The organism is Rhodococcus sp. NPDC056960 (assembly GCF_042674125.1).
Lineage (GTDB): Bacteria > Actinomycetota > Actinomycetes > Mycobacteriales > Mycobacteriaceae > Rhodococcus_F.
In genome coordinates this window covers 115,269-136,353 of record NZ_JBHURF010000015.1, presented here as the reverse complement: position 1 = coordinate 136,353, position 21,085 = coordinate 115,269, and the positions used below count along the sequence as shown (strand labels likewise).

At 67.9% G+C, this 21,085-nt stretch carries 21 protein-coding genes; 9 read left to right on the top strand and 12 right to left on the bottom strand.

The window, feature by feature from the left end:
• Nucleotides 1-73: 73 nt before the first annotated feature.
• Nucleotides 74-481 carry a DUF952 domain-containing protein gene (locus ACFTWF_RS24350; RefSeq protein WP_378463735.1) on the top strand — a complete coding sequence of 136 codons (408 nt, stop codon included), beginning with the start codon at nucleotides 74-76 and terminating at the stop codon, nucleotides 479-481.
• A gap of 535 nt (nucleotides 482-1,016) precedes the next feature.
• On the opposite strand, the gene ACFTWF_RS24345 is transcribed toward ACFTWF_RS24350, so the two are convergent.
• The 3 genes from ACFTWF_RS24345 to ACFTWF_RS24335 form a co-directional block, all read right to left on the bottom strand.
• Nucleotides 1,017-1,247: a hypothetical protein gene (locus ACFTWF_RS24345; protein ID WP_378463734.1), complete on the bottom strand. Its 231-nt coding sequence runs from the start codon at nucleotides 1,245-1,247 to the stop codon at nucleotides 1,017-1,019.
• Nucleotides 1,248-1,260: 13 nt separating this feature from the next.
• Entirely contained in the window at nucleotides 1,261-2,067 is an 807-nt protein-coding gene (locus ACFTWF_RS24340) for an aromatic acid exporter family protein (protein WP_378463733.1), read from the bottom strand.
• 779 nt (nucleotides 2,068-2,846) lie between these two features.
• A complete protein-coding gene (locus ACFTWF_RS24335; protein WP_378463732.1) occupies nucleotides 2,847-3,431 on the bottom strand; it encodes a hypothetical protein in 585 nt (194 codons plus the stop codon).
• Nucleotides 3,432-4,056: 625 nt separating this feature from the next.
• On the opposite strand from ACFTWF_RS24335, the gene ACFTWF_RS24330 reads away from it, so the two are divergent.
• Nucleotides 4,057-4,398 (top strand): hypothetical protein, encoded by a 342-nt coding sequence (locus ACFTWF_RS24330; RefSeq protein ID WP_378463731.1) that lies wholly within the window; start codon nucleotides 4,057-4,059, stop codon nucleotides 4,396-4,398.
• A gap of 44 nt (nucleotides 4,399-4,442) precedes the next feature.
• On the opposite strand, the gene ACFTWF_RS24325 is transcribed toward ACFTWF_RS24330, so the two are convergent.
• Together ACFTWF_RS24325 and ACFTWF_RS24320 are read right to left on the bottom strand one after the other, a co-directional pair.
• Nucleotides 4,443-5,498 carry a C45 family autoproteolytic acyltransferase/hydolase gene (locus ACFTWF_RS24325; RefSeq protein ID WP_378463730.1) on the bottom strand — a complete coding sequence of 352 codons (1,056 nt, stop codon included), beginning with the start codon at nucleotides 5,496-5,498 and terminating at the stop codon, nucleotides 4,443-4,445.
• Nucleotides 5,499-5,596: 98 nt separating this feature from the next.
• The gene (locus ACFTWF_RS24320; RefSeq protein ID WP_378463729.1) at nucleotides 5,597-6,706 is read right to left on the bottom strand and encodes a glutamate--cysteine ligase; all 1,110 of its coding nucleotides are present in this window, start codon (nucleotides 6,704-6,706) and stop codon (nucleotides 5,597-5,599) included.
• A gap of 203 nt (nucleotides 6,707-6,909) precedes the next feature.
• Between ACFTWF_RS24320 and ACFTWF_RS24315 the strand changes: the two genes are divergently transcribed.
• Nucleotides 6,910-8,370, top strand: coding sequence for an aminotransferase class I/II-fold pyridoxal phosphate-dependent enzyme (locus ACFTWF_RS24315; protein WP_378463728.1), 1,461 nt, complete (start codon nucleotides 6,910-6,912; stop codon nucleotides 8,368-8,370).
• 71 nt (nucleotides 8,371-8,441) lie between these two features.
• Here ACFTWF_RS24315 and ACFTWF_RS24310 read toward each other — a convergent pair whose 3' ends face one another.
• Nucleotides 8,442-9,551 carry an NAD-dependent epimerase/dehydratase family protein gene (locus tag ACFTWF_RS24310; RefSeq protein ID WP_378463727.1) on the bottom strand — a complete coding sequence of 370 codons (1,110 nt, stop codon included), beginning with the start codon at nucleotides 9,549-9,551 and terminating at the stop codon, nucleotides 8,442-8,444.
• 67 nt (nucleotides 9,552-9,618) lie between these two features.
• Nucleotides 9,619-10,980, bottom strand: a complete 1,362-nt coding sequence (locus ACFTWF_RS24305; protein ID WP_378463726.1) for a cytochrome P450 — start codon at nucleotides 10,978-10,980, stop codon at nucleotides 9,619-9,621.
• Between the two features lie 181 nt (nucleotides 10,981-11,161).
• Here ACFTWF_RS24305 and ACFTWF_RS24300 point away from each other — a divergent pair, with 181 nt between their 5' ends.
• From ACFTWF_RS24300 to ACFTWF_RS24285, 4 genes are all read left to right on the top strand, one after another.
• Nucleotides 11,162-12,010 (top strand): SDR family oxidoreductase, encoded by an 849-nt coding sequence (locus ACFTWF_RS24300; protein ID WP_378463725.1) that lies wholly within the window; start codon nucleotides 11,162-11,164, stop codon nucleotides 12,008-12,010.
• Nucleotides 12,011-12,053: 43 nt separating this feature from the next.
• Nucleotides 12,054-12,959: a Rieske 2Fe-2S domain-containing protein gene (locus ACFTWF_RS24295; protein WP_378463724.1), complete on the top strand. Its 906-nt coding sequence runs from the start codon at nucleotides 12,054-12,056 to the stop codon at nucleotides 12,957-12,959.
• A gap of 324 nt (nucleotides 12,960-13,283) precedes the next feature.
• Nucleotides 13,284-13,472 carry a hypothetical protein gene (locus ACFTWF_RS24290; RefSeq protein WP_378463723.1) on the top strand — a complete coding sequence of 63 codons (189 nt, stop codon included), beginning with the start codon at nucleotides 13,284-13,286 and terminating at the stop codon, nucleotides 13,470-13,472.
• Between the two features lie 161 nt (nucleotides 13,473-13,633).
• On the top strand, nucleotides 13,634-14,551 hold the full coding sequence (locus ACFTWF_RS24285) for an amidohydrolase family protein (protein WP_378463722.1): 918 nt from the start codon (nucleotides 13,634-13,636) through the stop codon (nucleotides 14,549-14,551).
• Between the two features lie 57 nt (nucleotides 14,552-14,608).
• Here ACFTWF_RS24285 and ACFTWF_RS24280 read toward each other — a convergent pair whose 3' ends face one another.
• Complete coding sequence (locus ACFTWF_RS24280; RefSeq protein WP_378463721.1) at nucleotides 14,609-15,673, bottom strand: NAD-dependent epimerase/dehydratase family protein; 1,065 nt, start codon at nucleotides 15,671-15,673, stop codon at nucleotides 14,609-14,611.
• Between the two features lie 58 nt (nucleotides 15,674-15,731).
• Nucleotides 15,732-16,235 carry an STAS domain-containing protein gene (locus tag ACFTWF_RS24275; protein WP_378463720.1) on the bottom strand — a complete coding sequence of 168 codons (504 nt, stop codon included), beginning with the start codon at nucleotides 16,233-16,235 and terminating at the stop codon, nucleotides 15,732-15,734.
• A gap of 560 nt (nucleotides 16,236-16,795) precedes the next feature.
• Between ACFTWF_RS24275 and ACFTWF_RS24270 the strand changes: the two genes are divergently transcribed.
• Nucleotides 16,796-17,173: a hypothetical protein gene (locus ACFTWF_RS24270; protein ID WP_378463719.1), complete on the top strand. Its 378-nt coding sequence runs from the start codon at nucleotides 16,796-16,798 to the stop codon at nucleotides 17,171-17,173.
• Between the two features lie 317 nt (nucleotides 17,174-17,490).
• On the opposite strand, the gene ACFTWF_RS24265 is transcribed toward ACFTWF_RS24270, so the two are convergent.
• The 3 genes from ACFTWF_RS24265 to ACFTWF_RS24255 form a co-directional block, all read right to left on the bottom strand.
• Complete coding sequence (locus ACFTWF_RS24265) at nucleotides 17,491-18,189, bottom strand: GAF and ANTAR domain-containing protein (RefSeq protein ID WP_378463718.1); 699 nt, start codon at nucleotides 18,187-18,189, stop codon at nucleotides 17,491-17,493.
• Nucleotides 18,190-18,319: 130 nt separating this feature from the next.
• Nucleotides 18,320-19,423, bottom strand: coding sequence for a glutamate--cysteine ligase (locus tag ACFTWF_RS24260; protein ID WP_378463717.1), 1,104 nt, complete (start codon nucleotides 19,421-19,423; stop codon nucleotides 18,320-18,322).
• A 222-nt stretch (nucleotides 19,424-19,645) separates the two neighbouring features.
• Nucleotides 19,646-20,125, bottom strand: coding sequence for an SRPBCC family protein (locus tag ACFTWF_RS24255; RefSeq protein ID WP_378463716.1), 480 nt, complete (start codon nucleotides 20,123-20,125; stop codon nucleotides 19,646-19,648).
• A 389-nt stretch (nucleotides 20,126-20,514) separates the two neighbouring features.
• Here ACFTWF_RS24255 and ACFTWF_RS24250 point away from each other — a divergent pair, with 389 nt between their 5' ends.
• Nucleotides 20,515-20,991 (top strand): PAS domain-containing protein, encoded by a 477-nt coding sequence (locus ACFTWF_RS24250; protein ID WP_378463715.1) that lies wholly within the window; start codon nucleotides 20,515-20,517, stop codon nucleotides 20,989-20,991.
• Nucleotides 20,992-21,085 lie beyond the last annotated feature (94 nt).

Below are 21,085 nucleotides of genomic sequence, written 5' to 3'. Positions count from 1 at the left end.
CCCCGCCGCCCGCCACATCGACAAGGCTGCGCCCCCAAGAGCAACACATCCCGATCGCGAGAGGAGCTATCTGATGGGTGAACAACGAATCATGCATGTAGCGCTGGCCGACGACTGGGAAGGATGCCTCCGCTTCGGCGAGTATGACGTCTCCACCCTCGCCACCCCATTCGACGACACCGGTCACATCCATGCCACTACTCGCGCCCGCCTACCGGGCGTTCTCGACCGGATCTACGGACACCTCACACTGCCTCTGCTTTTGGTCGTGCTTGACGAACGGGCGCTGACCGACGCCGGAATCGGCGTCACCTGGCACCCCACCGGAAGCGGGGAACGCGTCCCGCGCATCCTCGGGCCCTTCCCGATGGAAGCCCCGATTGTCGTCATGACCATCCCGCTCGAACGCCAGGACAACCATTGGATCGCGCCCGACCTGTCGAGCCTGTCGGTGCGGAATCACGCGCCGGCCTCACCGTGACGATGCCATCAGAGAGCATCAGCGCCCACCTGTCACAGCGGGGACCGCACTCTACTTGCGCCGTCTTCGGGCCTTCGAGTAGTGCCCCAGTCGATCGTGCCTTTCTGCATCCTTACCTGGCGATCACCACAGACGACACCAAACTCCGCGGCGTCGCGATCACCGGGACCGCGATCACCGGGACCGCGCTGCTGCCGGAGGCAGCCCGAGCCCCGTTCGGCCACCTGCTGCTCACAACGCACCGTCACCACCACACTGGAGGGTCGGCCTCACTGCAGCGCACCACCGCTCAGATCGGTCTGCGGGTGAGTCGTCGGTCCCGGCGGTGGGAATGGAGTGGCGCCTCGGCCCGGCGACCGAAATGATCCGAAGCCCGAATTGCCACACCGTGCAGTCACTGGCCCGCGGTTGCGAACCGCCAGCCCCAGAGCGCCACACAGACCACGGTTGTCAACCACGCAGGGGCCCGGCACGGGGGTTCGTCGTACCGGTAGGACGTTCTCGCGAGTGCTGACCGGACAGTCCGGTGTGTGGGTCAGAACGCGGTGAGTTCGCGTAGGGCGTGCCTGGCGGGTAGCACCATGCCGAGTACCCCGGCCGCCGATCCGAAGGTCACCGTTTCGGGGGCTTCGAGCCGGTCGTCGAGGTCATCGAGAGCGGTGCGAGCGGACTCGACTGCCGCATCGAACTCCGGTCCGCCGCTGTGGCCCTCACCGCGGAGCCGGACCACGTCGGCGAGCCGATCGAGAACCTCAGCGAAACCCATCCGTGAAACCGAGTCAGGATAGACGAAGGGACGTTGGTGCTCGATCACCGTACGCACCGCTTGCGCGATCTCCTCGACGTAGGGCCAGACGTTGCGCAGGCTGGTGAACACCCATTCCGCGTCCTCGATGCCCGTACCCAGCCGGACAGCGCGCTGGCGGAGGTTGAGTCGGCGGCTCTCGGCGCTCAATTCCACGGCGCGTTCGGCCTGGCGGACCAGCCCGATCGCAGCTTTGGCCTGTCGTGCCCACGCGTCGGCTTGCGGCGGTGGCTCGTTCGCGCGTAGCGCGGTGGCCAGTGGCTAGTAGAGAGGCCAATTCGTCTGCGAGCGTGCTCGTCGCACCGCGCGCGGCGTCACCGTAGACCGGAGGGAAGATTGTGGCATTGATAACGAGTCCGATTCCGGCGCCCAGGACGGTCTCGACCAGTCGCTCGACGAGCAGCGATTCCGCCATGGCCCCGGAGGTCAGCAGCAACAGCGCGGTGATCCCGATCCACGGTCCGCTCTCGCCGAACCGGTGCCACTGGCCGATCAGCAGTCCCGCCAGGACAGCCACGGTCAGGGTGAGCAACTCCCACGGGATGACAGCGGCGACGGCGGTCGTCAGCACCACCGCGACCGTGACCGCCGATACCTGCTGGGCGGCTGAGCGCACCGAGCGGTACACAGTGGCCTCGACGATGAAGATCGCCGACCACGGCGCCAGAAACGGTTGGGAGAAGTCGAAGATGCGGGAGGCGACGACCCAGGCGAGCACTGCGGCGCCGGTGGCCTGGATCGCCTGTACGAGCGCGGCGCGTTCGGGGCCGGTGACACGCACCGCACGGTCGAACCACCGCAGGGGCGAGCCGACTGCTCGTGCCAGGGCACGAACAGCAGCGAACGAGCGAGGTAGTGACATGGGGACCGGTTACCCACCGCGCAGTCCGGGACCGGCCGTCACGAGTCGCGCAGCGCCCCGGGACCCGGGCCACCGCGATCGCGTCGTGAGGTGACCGTACTGGTACACCGCGGACCCGTCCAACCGATCCACCGCGCTGGCATCGGCGGGCCGCCAGCTGCGTCACGGCGTGGGTAGGCGAACGCTGATTCGGGTAACCGGACGCCGGGACGATGAGGTGGCCGGTAACGGATGTCGACGTCGAACCAGCGCAACGCGGGCGGTGCATTCGACGACCGAGTGCGTGCTGCGTCTGACCGAGAGGATGTACAGATCGTGCCTCACATCGAAGAAGGCCCCGACCGTGGCGATGGCTACCTTGATGTCGGGTGGGAAGACGACCCGATCCAGTGGCCGGATCCGAGTCCGTTGGACCTGTGGTGGCAACGAGTGATGTCCGAGAGCCTGCGCCGGTCCCGGGAAGGGGCCACACGATCGGCGGTTCCGCCCGAGGCCAGGGTGACCCGGCGTCGAAATCTCCGGCCGCATGCGAGTTAGACCGACCGGATCGGACGGTGGCGTGTCCGTCAGGTGGGACGTGCACGCTCGGAAGCGCGGGTAAATCGGTCACCGACTGGCGCGGCCACACCTCGAGTCCGTACGGCCGGGTGAATCGGTGGTCCCCGACGACGACGCCGGACGTCGTCCCGCTCGCCAACCTAGGACGACGCGGCCACTCGGAGTGCCGCCGCCGCCATCGCGAAGGCGACGGCATCCTCGGCCACCGCGGCCTGCCAGTCCGCTATGCGCCGGCCTGCCCACTGCCGCCACCGCGCGCCGCCGTATGAGCCGGCGAGGGCACCGACAGCTCCGATGACCAGTGCGGACGCCGTGTCGGTCCGGTCGCGGCGGGCCAGTGCGGCGGCGCCTACGCCGCCGGCCGCGAGGCGCCCTGTCAGCGCGGGTGGGGAGAGCCGCGACGGTATGTTCGGGCTCTTGTCGGCGACCACTTCTCCGCCGACCACCACGGTCGCGCCGATCAGCCGGGTCCGGTGCGCCGACCCCGAGGTACGCGAGAGCAGAGCCGCCGCGACGCCGGTGGAACTGCGCAGGCCGCTCGCCACACCGATCACGGCCGACCGGACGGTGCTCGACCGTTCCGCCGATCGGGTGGTCCGATGGTCCGTGGCCGCGTCCTGTTGTCGCAGGACGGAAGAGACGGTGGCGCCGTAAACCAGATGCGGCACGATGTCGCTGAGCCAGTCCTGGGTGGTCCACGTTCGCGGGTCGCTGATGCCGCGCAAAGCGATAGGAACATCGGTTGGCCGCCATCGCGGCGACGCCGACGCCGATCGTTCCCGCGGTCGGAGTCAGGCGGGCACCGGCCCGACGGACGAGGGAGGCGGCCATGCCGATTCCGGTGCCGACGGCGATCCCGCCGAGCGCCCCGAACGCCGACCGGCGGGCAGCGCGTGCATCACCCCTTCCGGGGGTCGCCATGCCCAGGGCGGATACGACGGATTCGACGGTCTCGTCCGGGACCGTGCTCGCGGGGCGGCCCCGGACGGCCATATCCAGGTAGGTGACGGCGTTGAGCATGGTGGTGCCTGCGGCGCCGGCGGTAATGCCGGTGGTGAAAGCGTTCATCGACCCGTTCCCTCGTCTGTCCGAAGACGTAAGTGCCCTTCCCGGCAGCTTCCCCCGGCGGCGTGCCGGGCAAACGCGGCTCGGGTCTGTCGGTGCTCGGACGCGACGACCGGTCGTGAAGCCGTCCTGCATTGGGACAGATGTTGTCAGGTTCGGGACGTGGAACAGGCGTGGGGCGCGCTCTCGTGACGATCGTCCGTGGAGGTGGCGTGTCCGCCAACGAGATCGGGGTACACGGGCGTTATGCCCTCGACTTCCGCCGCGCGTGCTCTTCCACGAGTATTGGGTGTCCTGACCGCCGCGTACAGCACCGCCATCATCGTCTCGCCCCGCATTCTCGCGAAGCCCTGCAAACTCACCCGCGCCGACGGCGGTGTTTCACCCGAGGTCGCTACCGTCATCCGGGCGGTAGGGGTGCGGGATGCGGCAAGCGGACTTCTCCTCGCCCTGGCGCCATCCGGAGCGGCTCTGCGCGGCGCCGTCCTGGTCCGGGTCGCCTCGGACCTCGGTGATGCCGCGGTCTTCGGAATCGCCCTTCCCGACCCCGCGACCAAGGCCAAAGTCGCCGGATTCGCCCTAGCGTGGGGAACGTTGTGCGCCTACAGCGGTCGGCACCGCAGGTAGGGCATCACCGGGGCCGATCACAGCGAAAGTGTGGTGCTCGGTCTCTATGCGGAAGACTCGGCGTACTGAGGTGGCGTTTGCCAACCCGGTTCGAACCAGGGTCGCTGGTTCGGTAGGCCGAGGCAGAAGCGCGCCACCGGTGGGGTGGCGAACTCGAAGGCGACGGCACCGAACGTCCGCGTCCGGTGTCCTGGATGCGGTATGACGCACAGCGGTGCGGTGCGGTCGCCGAGTAGGCGCTCGGCGGCGGCGCGGTCACGGACGGTCCTCGCGCTCGTGTCGAGGAAGTCGAGGCGAACCCGGGAATCGGCGATCCGGCCCTGCTTCTGCAGTTCCTGTTCGGCGTTGGGATCGATGTCGATGTTCGCCAACGGGTGATTGGTGTGGAGCAGCAGCGGAGAACCCGCCCGGCAACTGACAACGACTGCGGCAGAAGAACATTCGACACCGTGGAAGCCGTGCGCATCCGCGACCGCGTAGTGTTGCCCGCTCGCGTGCGGAATCCGGTGCAGAAAATCCACTGCCTCCGTGCGCGAGGAGTGGGCGAGCGCGCCGCGGATCGCGGCGGCCACCGGCAAACCGGCGAGGTTGTGGCGCAGCATGCCGAGCGCGTTCACACATACCGCGACCCCGGCCGCGTTGACACCGGTCAGCCCGATCATTCCCGCCGAACTCAGCACGAGCGCTTCCGGACCCACTTCCGGACGGACCCGCAGTACGACCTGGGAGCCGTCCATGAAATCGGGTAGGTCCATGTTCTGGGCGAGGAACACACCGTCCGCGTCGGCCCGTCCGAGGACACTGCAACCGAATTCGAGATGCTCCCGGTGCACCCACCACTGTTCGTCCATGAAGTTGTACGCGAGGATCTCCGCGAACGGGACTTCCGCTGCCTCCGCGATGCCGCGCATCTCCTCGGCCAGGTCGGGTACGACGGCCTCGACCGCCGCCAGCAGTCCGGTCGTCGCGAGGTGCTCCCGACTGTGGGCGCTCGTACCGTCGCGCCACCGGTCCAGGGCGGTGTGGATCAAGTCGCGTGCCTGCTCGCCGTGAGCGTGACCGCGCACCCGCCCACTTCCGGCGCACTCGATGACCGTCATCGCGCCTCCACTCGCTACATTCGACTGCGCAGTCGTAGAACACATCCAGGGATGGAGCATCGATATCGCGGGCGTGCCAGACGCACTCCCGTCCCTGATCAGCTGACGACTTCGCTCGTCAGGAGGTCGACAACCGCCGCCAGCGTGCCGCGGCGCGCGAATTCGGCGCGTTGCCGCTCGGCACCCGTCCCCTCCCGCAGAACGGTGTCGAATCCCGATTCGAGGAAGGCGCGGTCGCTCGACCCCAGCCCGGGGGCGATGCACTCGTTCAGCAGTTCCAGTTGCCGGCGGATCGGCATCGACCGGTCGGCCGCGGGACTCGTGCATTCGCCGTCGAGTCCGTCACGAGCTGCGCGCCACAACTGCGCCCGCAGTAACTCCGCGCGCAGCCACGGCGCAGTGCGGCCGTCCTCCAGCGACCGCAGCGCCCACCCGACGAGTCCCTTCACCACCACCGCGTAGAGTGCCGCGTGCGCCGCCGTCATCGCGACGTCCGCGATCCTGACCTCGATCGTCGGTTGCTTGTCGGAGAGCCGGACGTGCCAATAGATCATTCCGCGGTCCATGGCGGCGCCGGTCCCGATCATGGCGCCGACGACCGACTCGTACTCGTCCGCGGAATCGAAGTGCGGCGGCGGTCCCGCCGACGGCCAGCGCGACCACAGGATGTGCCGCCAGCTCTGATACGCGGTGTCGTGTCCACCGTGGAACGGGGAGTTCGCGGACAGTGCGAGCAGCACCGGAAGCCAACTGCGCACCTGGTTGCTCACCCGCACACCGACGTCACGGTTCGGGATCCCGACGTGCACGTGGCAGCCGCACGTGGTCACGGTGTCGACGATCGACCCGAAGCGGCGGGCCATCTCCTGGTACCGCGGGCTCGGGGTGATCGCCGGCGGCACTGCCTCGTCGCTCAGGGACGTCCCGCTCGGCAACAGCGACAGGTCGCGGGCGGCGGCGGCCTTTGCGAGCCGACGTCGCAGGCTGCGCAACTCCTCGTGCAGTTCCTTCCCCGTGTGGCACACACCGGTCGCCGTTTCGATCTGACAGCGGGCGAGCTCACGTTGGAGCCCGTGAATGACGTTCCCGGCCTCCGCGACCACGTCGGGTCCCGCGGTGGCCAGGTGGCCGAACCCGTCGACGAGGAAGAATTCTTCCTCGACCCCCACACTGAGGTCGTGACCTGATTCCGTTGCTGCAGTGCTCATTCACAAGGTATCCCCGGTTCCCTCGAGACGAAACCGGCGGCTCGCCGGACTCAGCTGAAACCGATCACGTCCTCACCCAGACTTACGGATCGCGTGATCTGCTCTGTCGCACGGCAGACGAAGAGCGACGCTGGGGAAGCGTCTGCGGCGCCGCCGGTGCGGCGTGGGTTCAGGGTGAAACGAGTGCGGGTACACCGTCGGGTATGGACCAGTCGCAGGCACCGTTATTGGATGCATTGGAGCAATACCACCAGCTCGACCGCTACGGATTCTCCCCGCCGGGGCATCGTCAGGGGCGCGGTGCGGACGAGCGGGTGAGGCGGGTTCTCGCCGACCCGTTCCGCGCGGATGTGCTCGCCTCCGGCGGCCTGGACGACCGAAGGTCGAGGAACGGCTACCTGTCCCGGGCCGAACAGCTGATGGCCGACGCGGTCCGGGCCGACCAGGCCTTCTTCTCGACCTGCGGAAGCTCACTGTCGGTGAAGGCGGCGATGATGGCCGTCGCCGGAAACGATCCCGGTGGTCTGCTCGTCTCGCGTGACTCGCACAAGTCCATCGTCGCCGGGCTGATCTTCAGTGGGGTGACCCCCCGATGGATTACCCCACGCTGGGACGAGGACATGCACTTTTCCCATCCTCCGTCCCCGGACCAGGTGCGGGCCATGTGGGAGAAGCATCCCGACGCGGCCGGTGCACTGATCGTCAGTCCGAGTCCGTACGGAACCTGCGCCGACATCACCGCCATCGCCGAGGTGTGCCACCAGCGCGGCAAACCGCTCATCGTCGACGAGGCGTGGGGTGCGCACCTGCCCTTCCACGACGACCTGCCGACCTGGGCGATGGACGCCGGCGCGGACATCTGCGTTGTCAGTATCCACAAGATGGGCGCCGGATTCGAGCAGGGATCGGTCTATCACCTGCAGGGTGATCTGATCGACGGTACGCATCTCTCGCAATGCGCGGATCTGCTGACGACGACCAGCCCGAACGTGATGTTGTACGCGGCCATGGACGGGTGGCGGCGGCAGATGGCCGAGCACGGCACGGACCTGCTCGGCTCGGCGTTGTCCCTGGCTCGCCGCACGCGGGAACGGATCGCCGGCATCGACGGACTGACCGTGCTCGAGGACCGGTTGCTCGGTGAAGAGGCTTCGCACGACCTGGACCGCATGCAGATCCTCATCGATGTCAGCGAACTCGGCGTGTCCGGGTTCCAGTGCACGGACTGGATGCGGGAGCATCGCCACCTCGACGTCGGCATGCACGATCATCGTCGCATCATGGCCACCATGTCGATGGCCGACGACGAGGACACCACCGGCCGGCTGGTTACCGCGCTCGACGACCTGGTCTGCGCGGCTTCCTCGTTCGATGCACCACCACCGATCTCGTTGCCGAGTCCCGACGAGTTGCAACTCGAGTCGGTGATGTCTCCGCGGGATGCGTTCTTCGGTCCGGTGGAGATGGTCGACGCGGACCAGGCGGCCGGACGTATCGCTGCCGAACCACTCACCCCGTATCCGCCGGGCCTTCCTGCCGTGGTGCCGGGGGAGCGGCTCGACCAGCCAGTGATCGACTATCTGCGCAGCGGCGTGGCCGCCGGGATGGGGATACCCGACGCCGCCGACGGAACCATCCGCCGGATCCGCGTGGTCGCCGGATGACGAGCGACGCCGACAGACCCTGGAAATGTCCGGCAGCCGTGGAACGCACGACCGGAAGGTGTGCCGTGCTGTTACGGCAGTTTCCGTCGAGTGAGCGGCCCCGCGGTGAGGAGCTTACGCACCCGGTCGATCGGGGAACGTTCGCCGAGAACGGCGCTCGTGCTGCGTGATCGGCTTCGGATTCCGGTGACGAGTTCATCGATCACCGCTTCGGCGTCGTGCCGGGGATGCCAGCTGAGCGTGGTATGGGCGCGGGTGCAGTCGACCAGCGGCGTGGCGTAGGCGAGGTCGATCCAGCCCCGGTGCACCGGTGACAGGTGCAGCGACCACGCCACGTCGGCGACAACGCTCGAGGCCCGCGCCGGGACGTGCACAACGTGAGCATCGAAGGCGACGCCGATCATCGTTGCGGTCAGCGGGTCCTCGGCGGCGATGTTGAATGCCCCCGGCGCGCGATGGAGGAGGGCCTGCATCACGGCGTCGGCGACGTCGTCGGTGTGGACGACGGGCAGTGTGAGTGTCCGATCGAGGGGCAGTACCGGTAATCCCGGGATTCGCCGGGTCACGCTCCGCGGCACGAAAGCCGGTGCCGTGTAGCGCAGGAGCGCGGTGGCCTCGTCGTGCTGGGCGATCAGTCCGGGCCGCAGCCGGGTGACGATCAGAGGCGCCTGATCGTCGGTTGCCGAGGCCGCGTCGATCCCGTCGAGGACGTCTTCCTCGGCGACCTTGTCGACGCTGTAGATCGATCTCCGCATGCCTCGCCGGGGCCACTGTTCGTCGACCTGGTCGCCGTAGGCGCCGGGGGAGTACACCGCAGCCGAGGACAGGTGAACCAGGTGGTCCACGTGGGCGTCTCGTGCGGCCCGTGCGACCGCGTGTGTTCCGGCGACCGCGGTGCGTCTGAGGTAGTCGCGGTCCCGGGCCGGTTGGAACGCGATCGCCAGGTGCACCACCGCGTCTGCGCCCTGCAGCAGTGGTACGAGTTTCGTGTGGGCGTCGTCTCGTGCCAGGTCGAGTGGGTGCCACTGCGCGCCGTCGTAGGGTGCCGTGGCGGGTGGGGTTCGGCGGGCGATCGTGGTCACCGCTGGTGCTGGTTGCTGCGCGGCGAGCAGGCGCAGCAGAGCGGTGCCGACATTTCCACTGGCGCCGGTGATCACGACTCTGCGGGGCACGTTCACCACCGCTTCGTCCTGTCCGTGGCCGTGGGAGGAGACGAGCGGCGAGCGAGACGGAGGCGACTGGGTGACCTCATCGGACGGACAAGGTGATGCCGAAGTTGTTCAACGTGGCGGGCAGCGGGTGGTCGGGGTCGGGGATGGTGCGTGAGGTGACGGTGAAGTCGGCGCGGGAGAAGAGGTTCGCGAGCACCGTACTGGCCACCAGCAACACCAGATTCCGCCCCGGACAGGCGGTGGGTCCGGCGCTGAAGGGGACGAGTCCGCGGTACGGTTCCGCGCGTCCGTCGATCCATATTTCGGGTTCGAAGCGGTCGGCGAACGGGAAGGTGTGACGGTCGCGGTGGAATGCGGGGGTCAGGATGACGAACGCGGCACCGGCTGGGATCGCATACCGGCCGTGGTTGTCCTCCCACTCGGTCGGCGCGAGTGAATCGCGAAGGATCGCGGGGGTGGTCGGCCACAGCCGGGTGCTGTCGAGGACGCATCCGCGGAGGTAGTCGTAGGGTCGCGGCGCGGCCAGGGTCGACGAATCGATCCGGTCGAGTGCCTTGGTGCGTTGCCGTGGGTGGGTCGCGAGCAGCGCCATGGTGCGGAGGGTGACCATGCCGGCGGCGTCGAAGGCGAACAGCCAGTGCGGGATCTGGCCGACGGGGTCGATCGGTGCGCTGGCGGAGACCTCGCGCAGGGCACCGGCGAGGCACTCGGCCGGTGCCGACTCGACGTGGCGTTGGAGCCGCTGGGTGAACTTGTCGCGCAGGGCGTGCCGGAGCGGGTGCGCGAACGACCAGTTCCCGGTGGAGCGAAGGGTCCACAACTGGTCGGTCAATTCGTGGTCGTCGCGCGCGGACTGCCCCAATACGACACCTCGTGCGACCCGCCACCACCAGCGAGTGAATTCGGCGGCGTCGAGGCCGCCGGTGGTTCGGGCTGCGCGCAGCATCTCCTCGGCTTCGTCCCGAATCAACTCGGCGATCGGGCCCGCGAGGTGGTGCATCGCCTGCCCGGTGTCGAGCGCCTGCTCGTTCACGCCCCGGCGGCGGGCCCGGAGGTCGCCCCGGGAGATCAGGACACCGTTGGGTTGGAACGGGCTGAGCGCAGCGATCTTTTCGCGGTTCGCCGCGGTGAAGGTGTCGGCGTCGGTCCGCAGGATTGTGTCGATGTCGTCGTCGGAGAGGACCAGGGCGAGGTCCCGGCCGAACACGCGTAACGGCAGCGGTCCGGCACCGTAGCATTCGCGGAGCGCGGGTATCTGCCGCACCGCGGCCGCGTCGGCCTGCACACGCTCGAGCAGACCCATCACCCGGCGGCGTCGCGCGATGGCACCGGCCGCGACGAACGGCAGCGCGACCTGACCGAACAGCCGCGCCAGGTCGATGGAAGCCACGCGACGCTGCTGCGCGGTCGCTGCCGGGCCGGTGGCGGTCAGAGTCATCGAATACCTCCGGTCGACACCTACGGGGCGAGCACCGTCCACACACACCGTGCCGTCTACCCCTGCCGGTCGCCGGGAAAACAGACTCGAGAGGACCCGGTCCCTTCGCGTGTGACACACGATTTGCCCGCTCGCGGATCGGGTATCCGACAGGAGACCGCTGAACCGATCGGAGAGGTGCATGAGCGAACACACCCCACACACCATCGACTACCCCGGTCACACCGCGGACATGGCGGAACAACCACGGGACGAGATGCGTGCGTACCGCGGCAACGAACTGTTGAAGGGCAAGCGGGCGTTGATCACCGGCGCGGACTCGGGGATCGGCCGGGCGGTGGCGGTGGCATTCGCGAAAGAAGGCGCCGACGTGGCCATTGCCTACCTCGAGGAGAACGACGACGCCGCCCACACCGCTGAATTGGTCGAACGGGAAGGTCGACGCTGCCGCACCTTCGCCGGCGATCTCGCCGATCCCCGGCACTGCTGTGACGTGGTCGCCCGCACGGTCTCGGAACTGGGCGGGCTCGACATCGTGGTCAACAACGTGGCCTACCAGCAGCCGGTCGACGACTTCCTGGAGCTGACCGAGGAACAGTGGCGGCGCACCTTCTCGGTGAACATCGACAGCTACTTCCACGTGACGAAGGCGGCCGTCCCCCATCTCGGGCGGGGTTCGGCCATCATCAACACCGGGTCGGTCAACGGGTTGCGCGGCAACAAGTCGCTGATCGATTATTCCGCGACCAAGGGTGCGGTGACGGCGTTGACGTACTCGCTGGCGCAGACCCTGCTGGACCGCGGAATTCGGGTCAATTGTGTTGCTCCCGGACCGGTGTGGACACCACTGATTCCGGCCACCATGGACGAGGAGAAGGTCGCGGAATTCGGGACGCAGGCCCCCTACGGGCGAGCGGCCCAACCCGACGAGATCGCGCCGTCCTACGTGTTCTTCGCCTCCGGTCTGTTGTCGTCGTACTACTCCGGGGAAGTGCTCGCCCCGCTCGGCGGTGAGACGCTGCCGGGCTGACCGCGTGCACGAACAGGTGGTCGAGTCGAGAGGATTCTGGGATGTGGTGGTTGTGACGGTTCTCGAGCGGAGTGTGCGTCGACTCGAACAGGCCCACTCCTTGGATGGACCCGCCGGCGCGGTGGTCAATGTCATCAACAGGTGGCTTCCGGCGGGCCGGGTCAAGGACGTGTTGTCCGGCACCGATCTGGGGCATCCGCTGCACCCGCTGTTGGTCACGGTTCCTATCGGCGCCTGGATTAGCGCCGGTTTCCTCGACGCCTTCGGTGGCGGAGGCGCGCGGTCGGCCGCGAGGACACTCGTGGGGTTGGGCGCCCTTGCCGCCGTGCCCGCCACGCTCACGGGCGCGTCGGACTGGGCCGACACGCTCGGCGCCGAGCGCAGGATCGGCGCCGTCCATGCGATGTCGAACTATGGCGCGATCGCCGCGTATCTTGCGTCGTGGACCGCTCGCCGTCGTGGCCGTCACCGTGTCGGCGTCGGGCTGTCGGCCGCGGGGGCAGGACTGCTGGGAGTCAGCGGCTGGCTCGGGGGCCATCTGACCTATGCCGCCGGAGTCGGAGTCGACACCACCGCGTTCTCCACCCTGCCCTCGGAATGGACGGACGCGGCCCCGGAAGCGGCCCTGGACGGCAGGGACATGGTCGCCGTGCTGGTCGGCACCGTGTCGGTGCTCTTGGTGAAGCGCCCAGGCTCCGTTGTCGCACTGAGCAACCGCTGCACACACCGCGGCGCGCCACTCGTCGACGGCTCGCTCGGCGACGGGTGCATCGAATGCCCCTGGCACGGGAGTCGCTTCGACGTGGCGGACGGCCGGGTGGTGCGAGGTCCCGCGACCCGACCTCAACAGGTGTACGAGACCCGGGTACGGGACGGACGGATCGAGGTCCGCCAAGCGGATGAGCAGCGGACGCTGCGCACCAACCCCGTTGCCAGCGGGAATGATTGATGCCATTGGGCGGCAATCCTGATCGCAGACGGAGGCTACGTCGACAGCAGACGAACGACCGCGCCTGACGGACCGGAGATCACGACGTGCCGTCGTCGGTGTGGACGGCGGGTGCCTCGGGTACCCGTCCGGACAGGGGAGGCGGCATCCTGGTCCGGGTCGCCCTGACCCTGACGGTCGTTGCAGGTAACACCCACACACGAAGCGCGGTTCCCACAGGAAGGCTGGAGCGATGACCGAAAACCACGGTGCAGCACGAGAACCTACCCGAGACGGCCGCCGCCGGGTGCGGATAGCGGAGAACTGGCCGCCGTCGTTCTGCTGATGGCAGGCCTCATCGGTGCGGCACTGTGTATCACCGCGCGCGGCGGCGGATTCGAAGGATGGGCCGTGATTGCCGCGGTTGTCACGATGGTCTCGTTGGTCGGCGGCATCCTCGCCGCGCGGGCGCGTCGGCGGCGCCGCGCCCACGAGATGCGGACCATCACGTATACCCCCGACAATCCGCGCTGAATTGGTGGGCCCTCATCGATGTCAGTGGACTCGGCGCGTCCGGGTTTCGGTGCAGAGTTGCCCACATTTCTGCCTGATCTGCGTGACGAGGGGGGACACCGCATCCGCGCGCCGCGGGTTCGTGCCAGGACAGCCAGGCCGATTGCTGGTACATCGGATGGATGGTTTCTCTCACGTGGATCGACACGCACGTCCATCTCGTCGACTTCCTGCAGCGGCCGGGACAGATGCACGACCTCCGGGACGGTCTCCTCCGCAACGGCGCCACGCGGGCAGTCGTGTTCGGACTGCCGGTGAAGAAGAAATGGTCGACGGCCGAACCGATGCGTCCGGACTACTACCTCGACGACAATGCACCGTGTCACTATCACTCGCTCACCGACGCGACGGTCCTCGACGTACTCCCGGATCTCGAATCGGGCGGTGCGCTCGAGGTCGCCCCGCTGGTCTGCGGGTTCGACCCGACCGATCTGCTGGCGATCGAGCACCTCGAGTTCGTGTGGAGCCGGTCCGAGCGCTGGGCCGGTGTCGGGGAGGTGATGTTCCGGCACGACGACCTCACGAACCTGACGTCCGGGGAGGTGCCGTCACCGGATCACGTCGCGATGGACGCCGTTCTCGATTTCTGTGCGCAGAATGAGGTGCCGATCTCGCTGCACCACGATTCGGGTTCCGTCGGAATGCCCGATCGGCACGAATACGCCGGAAGCCTCGAGCGTGCACTCGAGCGTCATCCCTCGACGTCGGTGGTCTGGTGTCATGCCGGGGTGTCCCGGCAGGTCGACCCGCCCGGCCAGCTGGATCTGGTGCGCCGGATGATCGAACGGCATCGCAATCTGACGGTCGAGTTGTCGTGGGTGCTACTCGACCGAATCACCGACGCGAGTGGTGCAGACGAAGAATGGGTGAGACTCGTTGCACGACAACCGGACCGATTCGTAGTCGGCACCGACTCCGTGGCACGGGCGGACACGGTCGACACCCGGGGACGGCAGATCCGAACCTTTCTCTCCGCGCTTGCGGAGAGTGCGGCGGAATGCGTGGCTTTTCGCAACGCGGAGGCCCTGTGGTTCGGATAGAGCGTTCAGGTCGGGAAGGCGCGTGGGTCATCGCCCGCGAGGGGCCCGCCTCGCTGTTCACGGTACGCGTCCAACGCCGGTGGCGATTTCGTGCCACCGGCGTCGGGCGGCGTCGTCGGCCAGGGGGCGGTGGGCAGGCCGCTGCCCGACCGTAGGCCGTCGAGGAATTCGGTGAAGGTGTCGTGTGGGGTGTGGGCAGGTGACCAGTCCAGTTCGGTCCGCGCGCGGGTGCTGTCCATCAGCGGCAGATGCAGAACGGTCTCGATGAGTCCGGGCGTGGCCGGCACCAGCCGCGCGTGCCAGGCGGCGGCGACTGCTGCCCGCAGTGTCCCCGCGGAAATCCGCACCGGGTGTGCTCGGAAGAAGTCGGCCAAGGAACTGTCGGTCGACAGGAGGGTCGGTGGCCAGGTTGTATGCGCCGTGTACCGGCCGCAGGACTGCCTGCACGTACGCCGCTGCGGCATCGTCGGTGTGCAGGATCTGCACCCGCAGCTCGTCCGGAAGCGGTACGGCGGGCATGGCCGCGGGGCGAGCCAATGAGCCGGGCACAAGGGGCCCGCCGAACAGCCGGCGTTGCGAGGTCGCGGACTCCCGTTTGAAGATGAACCCGGGACGCATCCGCACCACCCGGATTCCGGAATTGCGGACCTCGTATGCGTCGAGCCGGCGTTCGAGATAGGCCTTCTCGCGGGGGTACGCGGCACCGGGCCACCCGTGAGTAGGCCAGTCCTCGGTCACCTTCAGGTCGGTCGGGCCGGGCGAGTAGGCGGCCACCGACGACGCATACACCAGGGCGGGCACGCGTTCGGCGGCGACGGCGTCGAACACCCGCAACGCGCCCAGCACGTTGTTGTTCCAAGTCACGGCGGGCTTGCGGCTGGGCTGGAACAGCCAGGCGAGATGGATCACGGCGTCCGCGCCCCGGATCACGGGGCGCAGGTCATCGGTGGCCGCGTCGGCGGTGACGAACGTGGTCTTCGGGCTCGTCCACTCGGTGGGTCTGCGGGCGACGGCCATTACGGTCTCGACGTCCGGGATGGCTCCGAGAGCGGACACCGCACTGGTCCCGACATTGCCGGTCGCGCCGATCACGACCACACGCAGTCCACGTCTGCTGCTCACGCGGTTCGGTTACCCCTACCGCACGGTGGCGAATCCGTGCGTGGACGGCTGCGGGTCGTCATCCGGTCCGACGTGGCCGCGAGGCGGAGAGGTCGCTGGGGCCGAGCGGCTCCTCGCCGGCGCTGGATGTGGCGGTATGGGCGGCGGTGAAGGCGTGCGCGAGGGTATCGAAGGTGCACACCGCGTCCATGTCGGCCAGGGCGATGACCCGGCGCAGGTGTTGGGGTGCGGCAACGGTCAGGTGGCTGCGCTGCTCGCGGATTCGGGTGCCGGCGGCCGCGAGTGCGGTCAGGGCAGCGCATCCGACGAAGCTGGTGCGGAGCAGGTCGACGACGGCGCTGCGGCCGTGGAGAACGATTTCGTCGAGGCATGCGGCAAGGATCGGCGCGGTGACCACGTCGACGTCGCCGCTCAGACGCAGCACGATCGGACCACCGGTGGGTTCGTCGATCTTGAGGGTGAAACGGCGGTTGTCGGGGTCTGCCTCGTCCCAGTCGGCGGTGTCGGACAGGGACAGGCGCAGGCGTTGCGGGGTTTCGATGACGGATCGCAGGTAGGTCATGGTCGCTCCAGGCTGGGCGGTCGGGGAGCGGATAACCTGCCAGCGATAAGGGAGGTCAGGGTACGCACGGCGGCCGCATCGGAAAGTGTGGCGGCTGCTGTCTTAACCTGTGACCATGACGGTAATCCGACTGCGGCCGGAATGAAACCCCTGATAGTCGGGAGTCGCGGCGACCGACGTGCGCCGACAGTCGGCCGGGCTCCTCGGGTCCAGCTGAAGACGATTCCACTGAGCGGGCGCTCGTATCTCCGGTAGCGTCTGACGCCTCTTCTTTCGAGTAATCCGATGCTCCCTTATTCCGCTGCGCATCGACGCCGATCATGCGGGCGCACTCAGCCTTTCGACGATCACGCTGTCAGTGACGTCGATGCGGCACTGCGTGGAGTCGAGTGGACTGCAGCGGTCCGTGCTGTGTGGGGATGCCCGGCGACGGGCACTCGCGGAGTGTGGAATCGAATACCGGTCGCCCCATCAGCCCGACGGCTGCCGCTGTCGGGGGTCGGCTCATACACTTGGTCGGTGACCGCGAGACCGCCCGGTTCTCGTGCGAGGTATCACGGGTGTGCACCGACACGAACCTCACCGCAGGTCGACCGGAATACGGTGATGTGCTCGCCTGGGTCGTCGATGCCATCGTCGGCGTCGTCACCGCCCGCCTGGGCGCCGCGGTCGCAAAGGAAAGGCTTCTCCTCGATCTCCGCTTCACCGGCAGGCAAGACGTCGAGGCTTTGCCGGCGTCGGAACGGTGGGTGCTTCGGACGGTGGCGGCATTCCTCGCCGAGGACTATGTGGAGGCGGAGCGATCGCTCATCGCCGCCCGACACCGATTCGACATGACCCTGCGCGCGGAGACTTTGGCCGACGCACTGATCTGGCTCGACTTCATGCTCGACGTCGACCTGCCCGACCCGCCCGATGTCACCACGGTAGGACGATAACGGGCCCTGCACTTTGGTGAGGTCGTCACCGCATCACGAGATTTGTCGAGGGTCATTGCTGCACAGCGTGTTACACTCGAACCTTCGCGCCACGTACGGATTACTCCTGGGGCCCAGCAGTCGAGCGGCGGCCACGCCGGCTGCTCGGCTGAACCGGGCGCGGCCTCGACGCGATCGGCGCTTCCGGAAGCGCCACCGCATCTGTTCATGTGATACCCCCGACGGCGGGACGGCAATCACTGCACAGTGCAGGCCCGCAACGGAACTCGGACCAACCCCGACGGTTCCCCGGCCCGGGACCGTGGATTGTCTGCAGGTCAGGAGCGGCGTTCGGGACCGAGCGCGACCAGCTTCTCGGCCACCACCGTCAGCGAGGTGTTGCTGTCCTGGGAGAGTTTCGCGAGCATCTCGAACGCGCGGACCGCGTCCACGGCGAAGCGTTCCATGATCATGCCCTTGGCCTGACCGATGATGTCGCGGGAGGCGAGGGCGGACCGGAATTGTTCGTGGTGACGTGCGGCGCTCAGTGCCATCGCGGCGTGCGCGGCGAGGGCCTCGGCGATCGCCTCGTCCTCGACGCCGAAACCGTTTGGGGTGAAGGAGAAGAGGTTGAGTGCGCCCATGCTGTCACGTTGGGTGTAGAGCTGGAACGACATGCTGCTGTGGACGCCGGCGTCGACGGCGGCGCGGGCGAAGTTCGGCCACCGCGGTTCGGTGCGGAAGTCGTCGGACCGGACCACCATGGCGTTGAGTGCGGCCTCCACGCAGGGGCCTTCGCCGAGCTTCTCCTGGATCCCATCGAGTTGTTCGGGCAGTTCCGATGTCCCGGCGTGGGAGGCGAAGGTCTTCTTCGATTCGATGACGAGGATGCCGGCGCTGTCGGCGCCGGACACCGAGGCGACGGCGGCGGCCGTCACCCCACGTAGGGTGCGGTCGAGGTCGTGTGGAACGAAGAATCCGCGCGCGAGTTGCGCCATCTGGCGGGTCAGGTCCTCCGGATCGGCGGGGTCGGTCACGGCGGTGACCTCCTTTCACGTGGGCCGGGTACCCACCGGGTGGGAAGGGCAACCGCGCCCACCGATGATCGGGTGCGGGGATCGGCCGGTCACCGAGAGGCCGGTCTCTCGCTGGGTGCCGCGGGCGGTGTCAGTCCTGGGATGCAGCCACCGACGGTGCTGCGGGCGAGCACGTCGACAAATTCCCGGATGGTGTCCGCGGCGAGGGCGCGGCGCTGACGGATGGCGCCGTTCCCGACGGTGAGGACGGTCCGCACCGCCTGCTGGGTGTCGCGGTAGTCGCCGGTGCGTTCGAGAGCGGCCGCACGTGCTCGAGCAGGCGCCGGATCGGTTCGGTGGCCACGACCAGTCGTCCTGAGCGCACGTCGACCGCGTGCCCGCCGATTCCGTCGCGGGCGGCACGCCAGTACGCCGCCTTCAGCCGGTGGCCGGATGCCGGCGCGGTGGTCCGGCCGAGACGGACGTCGGTGATAGCGGTGCTGACCAGTCCGCGGATCGGGGTGGCGAGCAGGACCGTCTCCTCGACGGTGGCGGGTACGTCGGCGATGCGGACTTCGACCGCCGACAGGCGCACGTCCCAATAGATCATCGCGGAATCGAGGATGGCCTGCTGCGCGAGCAGTTCCGCTACCACGGTGTCGTAGTGGTCGGCGGAGTCGAACACCGGGGGTGGTCCGGCGCTGGGCCACCGCGCCCAGAGCACATGCCGCCAGCTGGCATACCCGGTGTCTTCGCCGCCGACGATGGGAGAGTTCGCGGTCAACGCCAACAAGGTGGGCAGCCAGGGGCGCAGATGGTTGCTGACCGAGGCAGCGAGGTCGCGGTCGCGGAGGCAGCCGCAGATCACCTGATAGCCGAGGAGCCCGAAGTGTTCGGCCAGGTGCCGGTATCGCGGACGGTCAGTGATCGTCCGCGGGGCGGGTCCCAAGGGCGGGACGCCGGTAGCCAGCAGACGCGCCCCCGCCTCGGTGGCGGCTGCGGCTGCTCGCCCGCGGGCCAGGCACAGTTCCGTGCGGAGCTTGGTGGTGCCGGTGCAGACCGGGGTGGCGGTCTCGATCTGGCATTGTGAGAGCTTGAGTTGCAGGTCGGCATCGAGGGCCCGCCCCGCGGCGGCGACGGCGCTGTTGCCCGGAACGGGTGTCCCGGTGGCCGGGTCGACCACGACGTATTCTTCCTCGACGCCGACGGTGAGCAGGCTCTGATCATTGTGGAGTGTGGGGGCGGGATCGACCATTCGGTGGACACCATGATCGGCTCCTGATCGTGATTCTCGACGACACTGAATGTGCTGTCTGCGTCACGATTACGTGTACCCGGAGCCGGACGCGTCGATGAAGTGGCGACCCCGACTGCCCACAGAGCCGGACTGAGAATGGTCCATGGATGAGCCGGAAGCAGCATGCATGGATGGGACAAGACACGCGACGAACTTCCCGGCGATGTCGAGGGCCCTCGGTCAAGTCTCGTCCGGAAGTGTTTCGTCGGGACGGTCGACGTTCCCGCGCCAGGCGCCGGTTTCGGTGCCGCGTGCTTCGATGAACTCCTTGAACTTCGTCATGTCGGCCCTCACCCGGTGGGTCAAGATACCGAGCTTGTCGGCGACGTTTTCGACAACTCCGTCCGGGTCGATATCCATCTGGGCGGTGACCCGGGTGTGGGTGTCGTCGAGTCGATGGAAGGTGATGACCCCCGCATGGTCGGGGCCGACATCGGACTTCCACGCCACCCGTTCGTCGGGATGTTGCTCGGTGATGGTGGCGTTGAATTCTCGTCTCTGCCCGGCAATGTCGAGCACCCAATGGGTGGTGGTGGAATCGATCTGCCGGATCTCTTTCACTCCTTCCATGAACTGGGGGAACGACTCGAACTGGGTCCATTGGTCATAGGCCATGCGGATCGGGACGGCGACGTCGACTGCTTCGGTGATTGTGCTCATGACTCGCACGCTTACCCGCTCCCCGCTCTGCCAAACGAGGCACACCGGGGCCCGTCCTCGACGAGGCCATCATGTCTGTCGATTGATCGCGCACCGGTCGAGCGCAGAACAATCAATTGCGTGCGCACGCCGCTTGCCCGGACCGAATATGTTCATGCACTTGCATTCTCGGGGGCGGTAGGTCGGCGCGGTTCGTTCCCGATGGGCCCGTCTTCTGATATTCGCTCGCGCCGGATGGTGCACTATGCGGATGGAAACCACCGTGGCCCGTGGAGATCGCATAGCGGGCGGCACCGGACGCGTCCTTCGCCGGTCCACCGGTTAGCGTTATCGCTGCTGCGGGTACACCGAAGGTCAGCGGTTTTCGGCGGCGACGAGGAGCACGTGCAGTGGAAGATCAATCGGTTCCCACCATGACCTGTACCCGGCCGACCGGAAGGCCTTTCATCGTCCCGGACGTGCCTGACGGCCGGTCCGCCGCTCCATGCCGCAGCGCGGTGCTCGAGGCGCTGTTCACGGTATTGCCGCAGCCGCTCTGTGTCTTCGACGATCAGCGTCGGATACTTTTCGCCAACCCGGCCTCCGCCGACCTCGTCGGCTATCGCGTCGAGCAGCTCATAGGTGACTACGAGTGGCTGCTGTTGCCATCCGACACACCCCGATGGCGGCGCTTCCTGCGGGACCTCGACAGTGCTGGCACCACGCGCACCACATTTTTCCGCCTCCGGCACTGCGGTGGGGACTGGTTGTGGGTCCATGCCGCAGCGTCGGTGTTCGCTGTCGGCGGTGCGCATCTGATCGCGGTAACGTGGAAGGACTGCAGCGGCGACCTCTGCGAGGACCCGCGGACGATCTCCCCTGGTTGATCTCCCGTCGTTGCGCGGCCCGCTTCGGCGGCCGGGGAGCCGGGCTCCGGCCGCCGAACCGGGGCTTCGGTCGTGGTGCCCTGTGCGGTGTGGT

Bases quoted from the DNA above. Each gene is read 5' to 3' on its own strand.
- ACFTWF_RS24315 (WP_378463728.1), top strand. From the start codon at position 6,910: ATGGACCAGTCGCAGGCACCGTTATTGGATGCATTGGAGCAATACCAC.
- ACFTWF_RS24325 (WP_378463730.1), bottom strand. From the start codon at position 5,498: ATGACGGTCATCGAGTGCGCCGGAAGTGGGCGGGTGCGCGGTCACGCT.
- ACFTWF_RS24285 (WP_378463722.1), top strand. From the start codon at position 13,634: ATGGTTTCTCTCACGTGGATCGACACGCACGTCCATCTCGTCGACTTC.
- ACFTWF_RS24260 (WP_378463717.1), bottom strand. From the start codon at position 19,423: ATGGTCGATCCCGCCCCCACACTCCACAATGATCAGAGCCTGCTCACC.
- ACFTWF_RS24305 (WP_378463726.1), bottom strand. From the start codon at position 10,980: ATGACTCTGACCGCCACCGGCCCGGCAGCGACCGCGCAGCAGCGTCGC.
- ACFTWF_RS24345 (WP_378463734.1), bottom strand. From the start codon at position 1,247: ATGGGTTTCGCTGAGGTTCTCGATCGGCTCGCCGACGTGGTCCGGCTC.
- ACFTWF_RS24320 (WP_378463729.1), bottom strand. From the start codon at position 6,706: ATGAGCACTGCAGCAACGGAATCAGGTCACGACCTCAGTGTGGGGGTC.
- ACFTWF_RS24350 (WP_378463735.1), top strand. From the start codon at position 74: ATGGGTGAACAACGAATCATGCATGTAGCGCTGGCCGACGACTGGGAA.
- ACFTWF_RS24290 (WP_378463723.1), top strand. From the start codon at position 13,284: ATGGCAGGCCTCATCGGTGCGGCACTGTGTATCACCGCGCGCGGCGGC.
- ACFTWF_RS24275 (WP_378463720.1), bottom strand. From the start codon at position 16,235: ATGACCTACCTGCGATCCGTCATCGAAACCCCGCAACGCCTGCGCCTG.
- ACFTWF_RS24255 (WP_378463716.1), bottom strand. From the start codon at position 20,125: ATGAGCACAATCACCGAAGCAGTCGACGTCGCCGTCCCGATCCGCATG.
- ACFTWF_RS24300 (WP_378463725.1), top strand. From the start codon at position 11,162: ATGAGCGAACACACCCCACACACCATCGACTACCCCGGTCACACCGCG.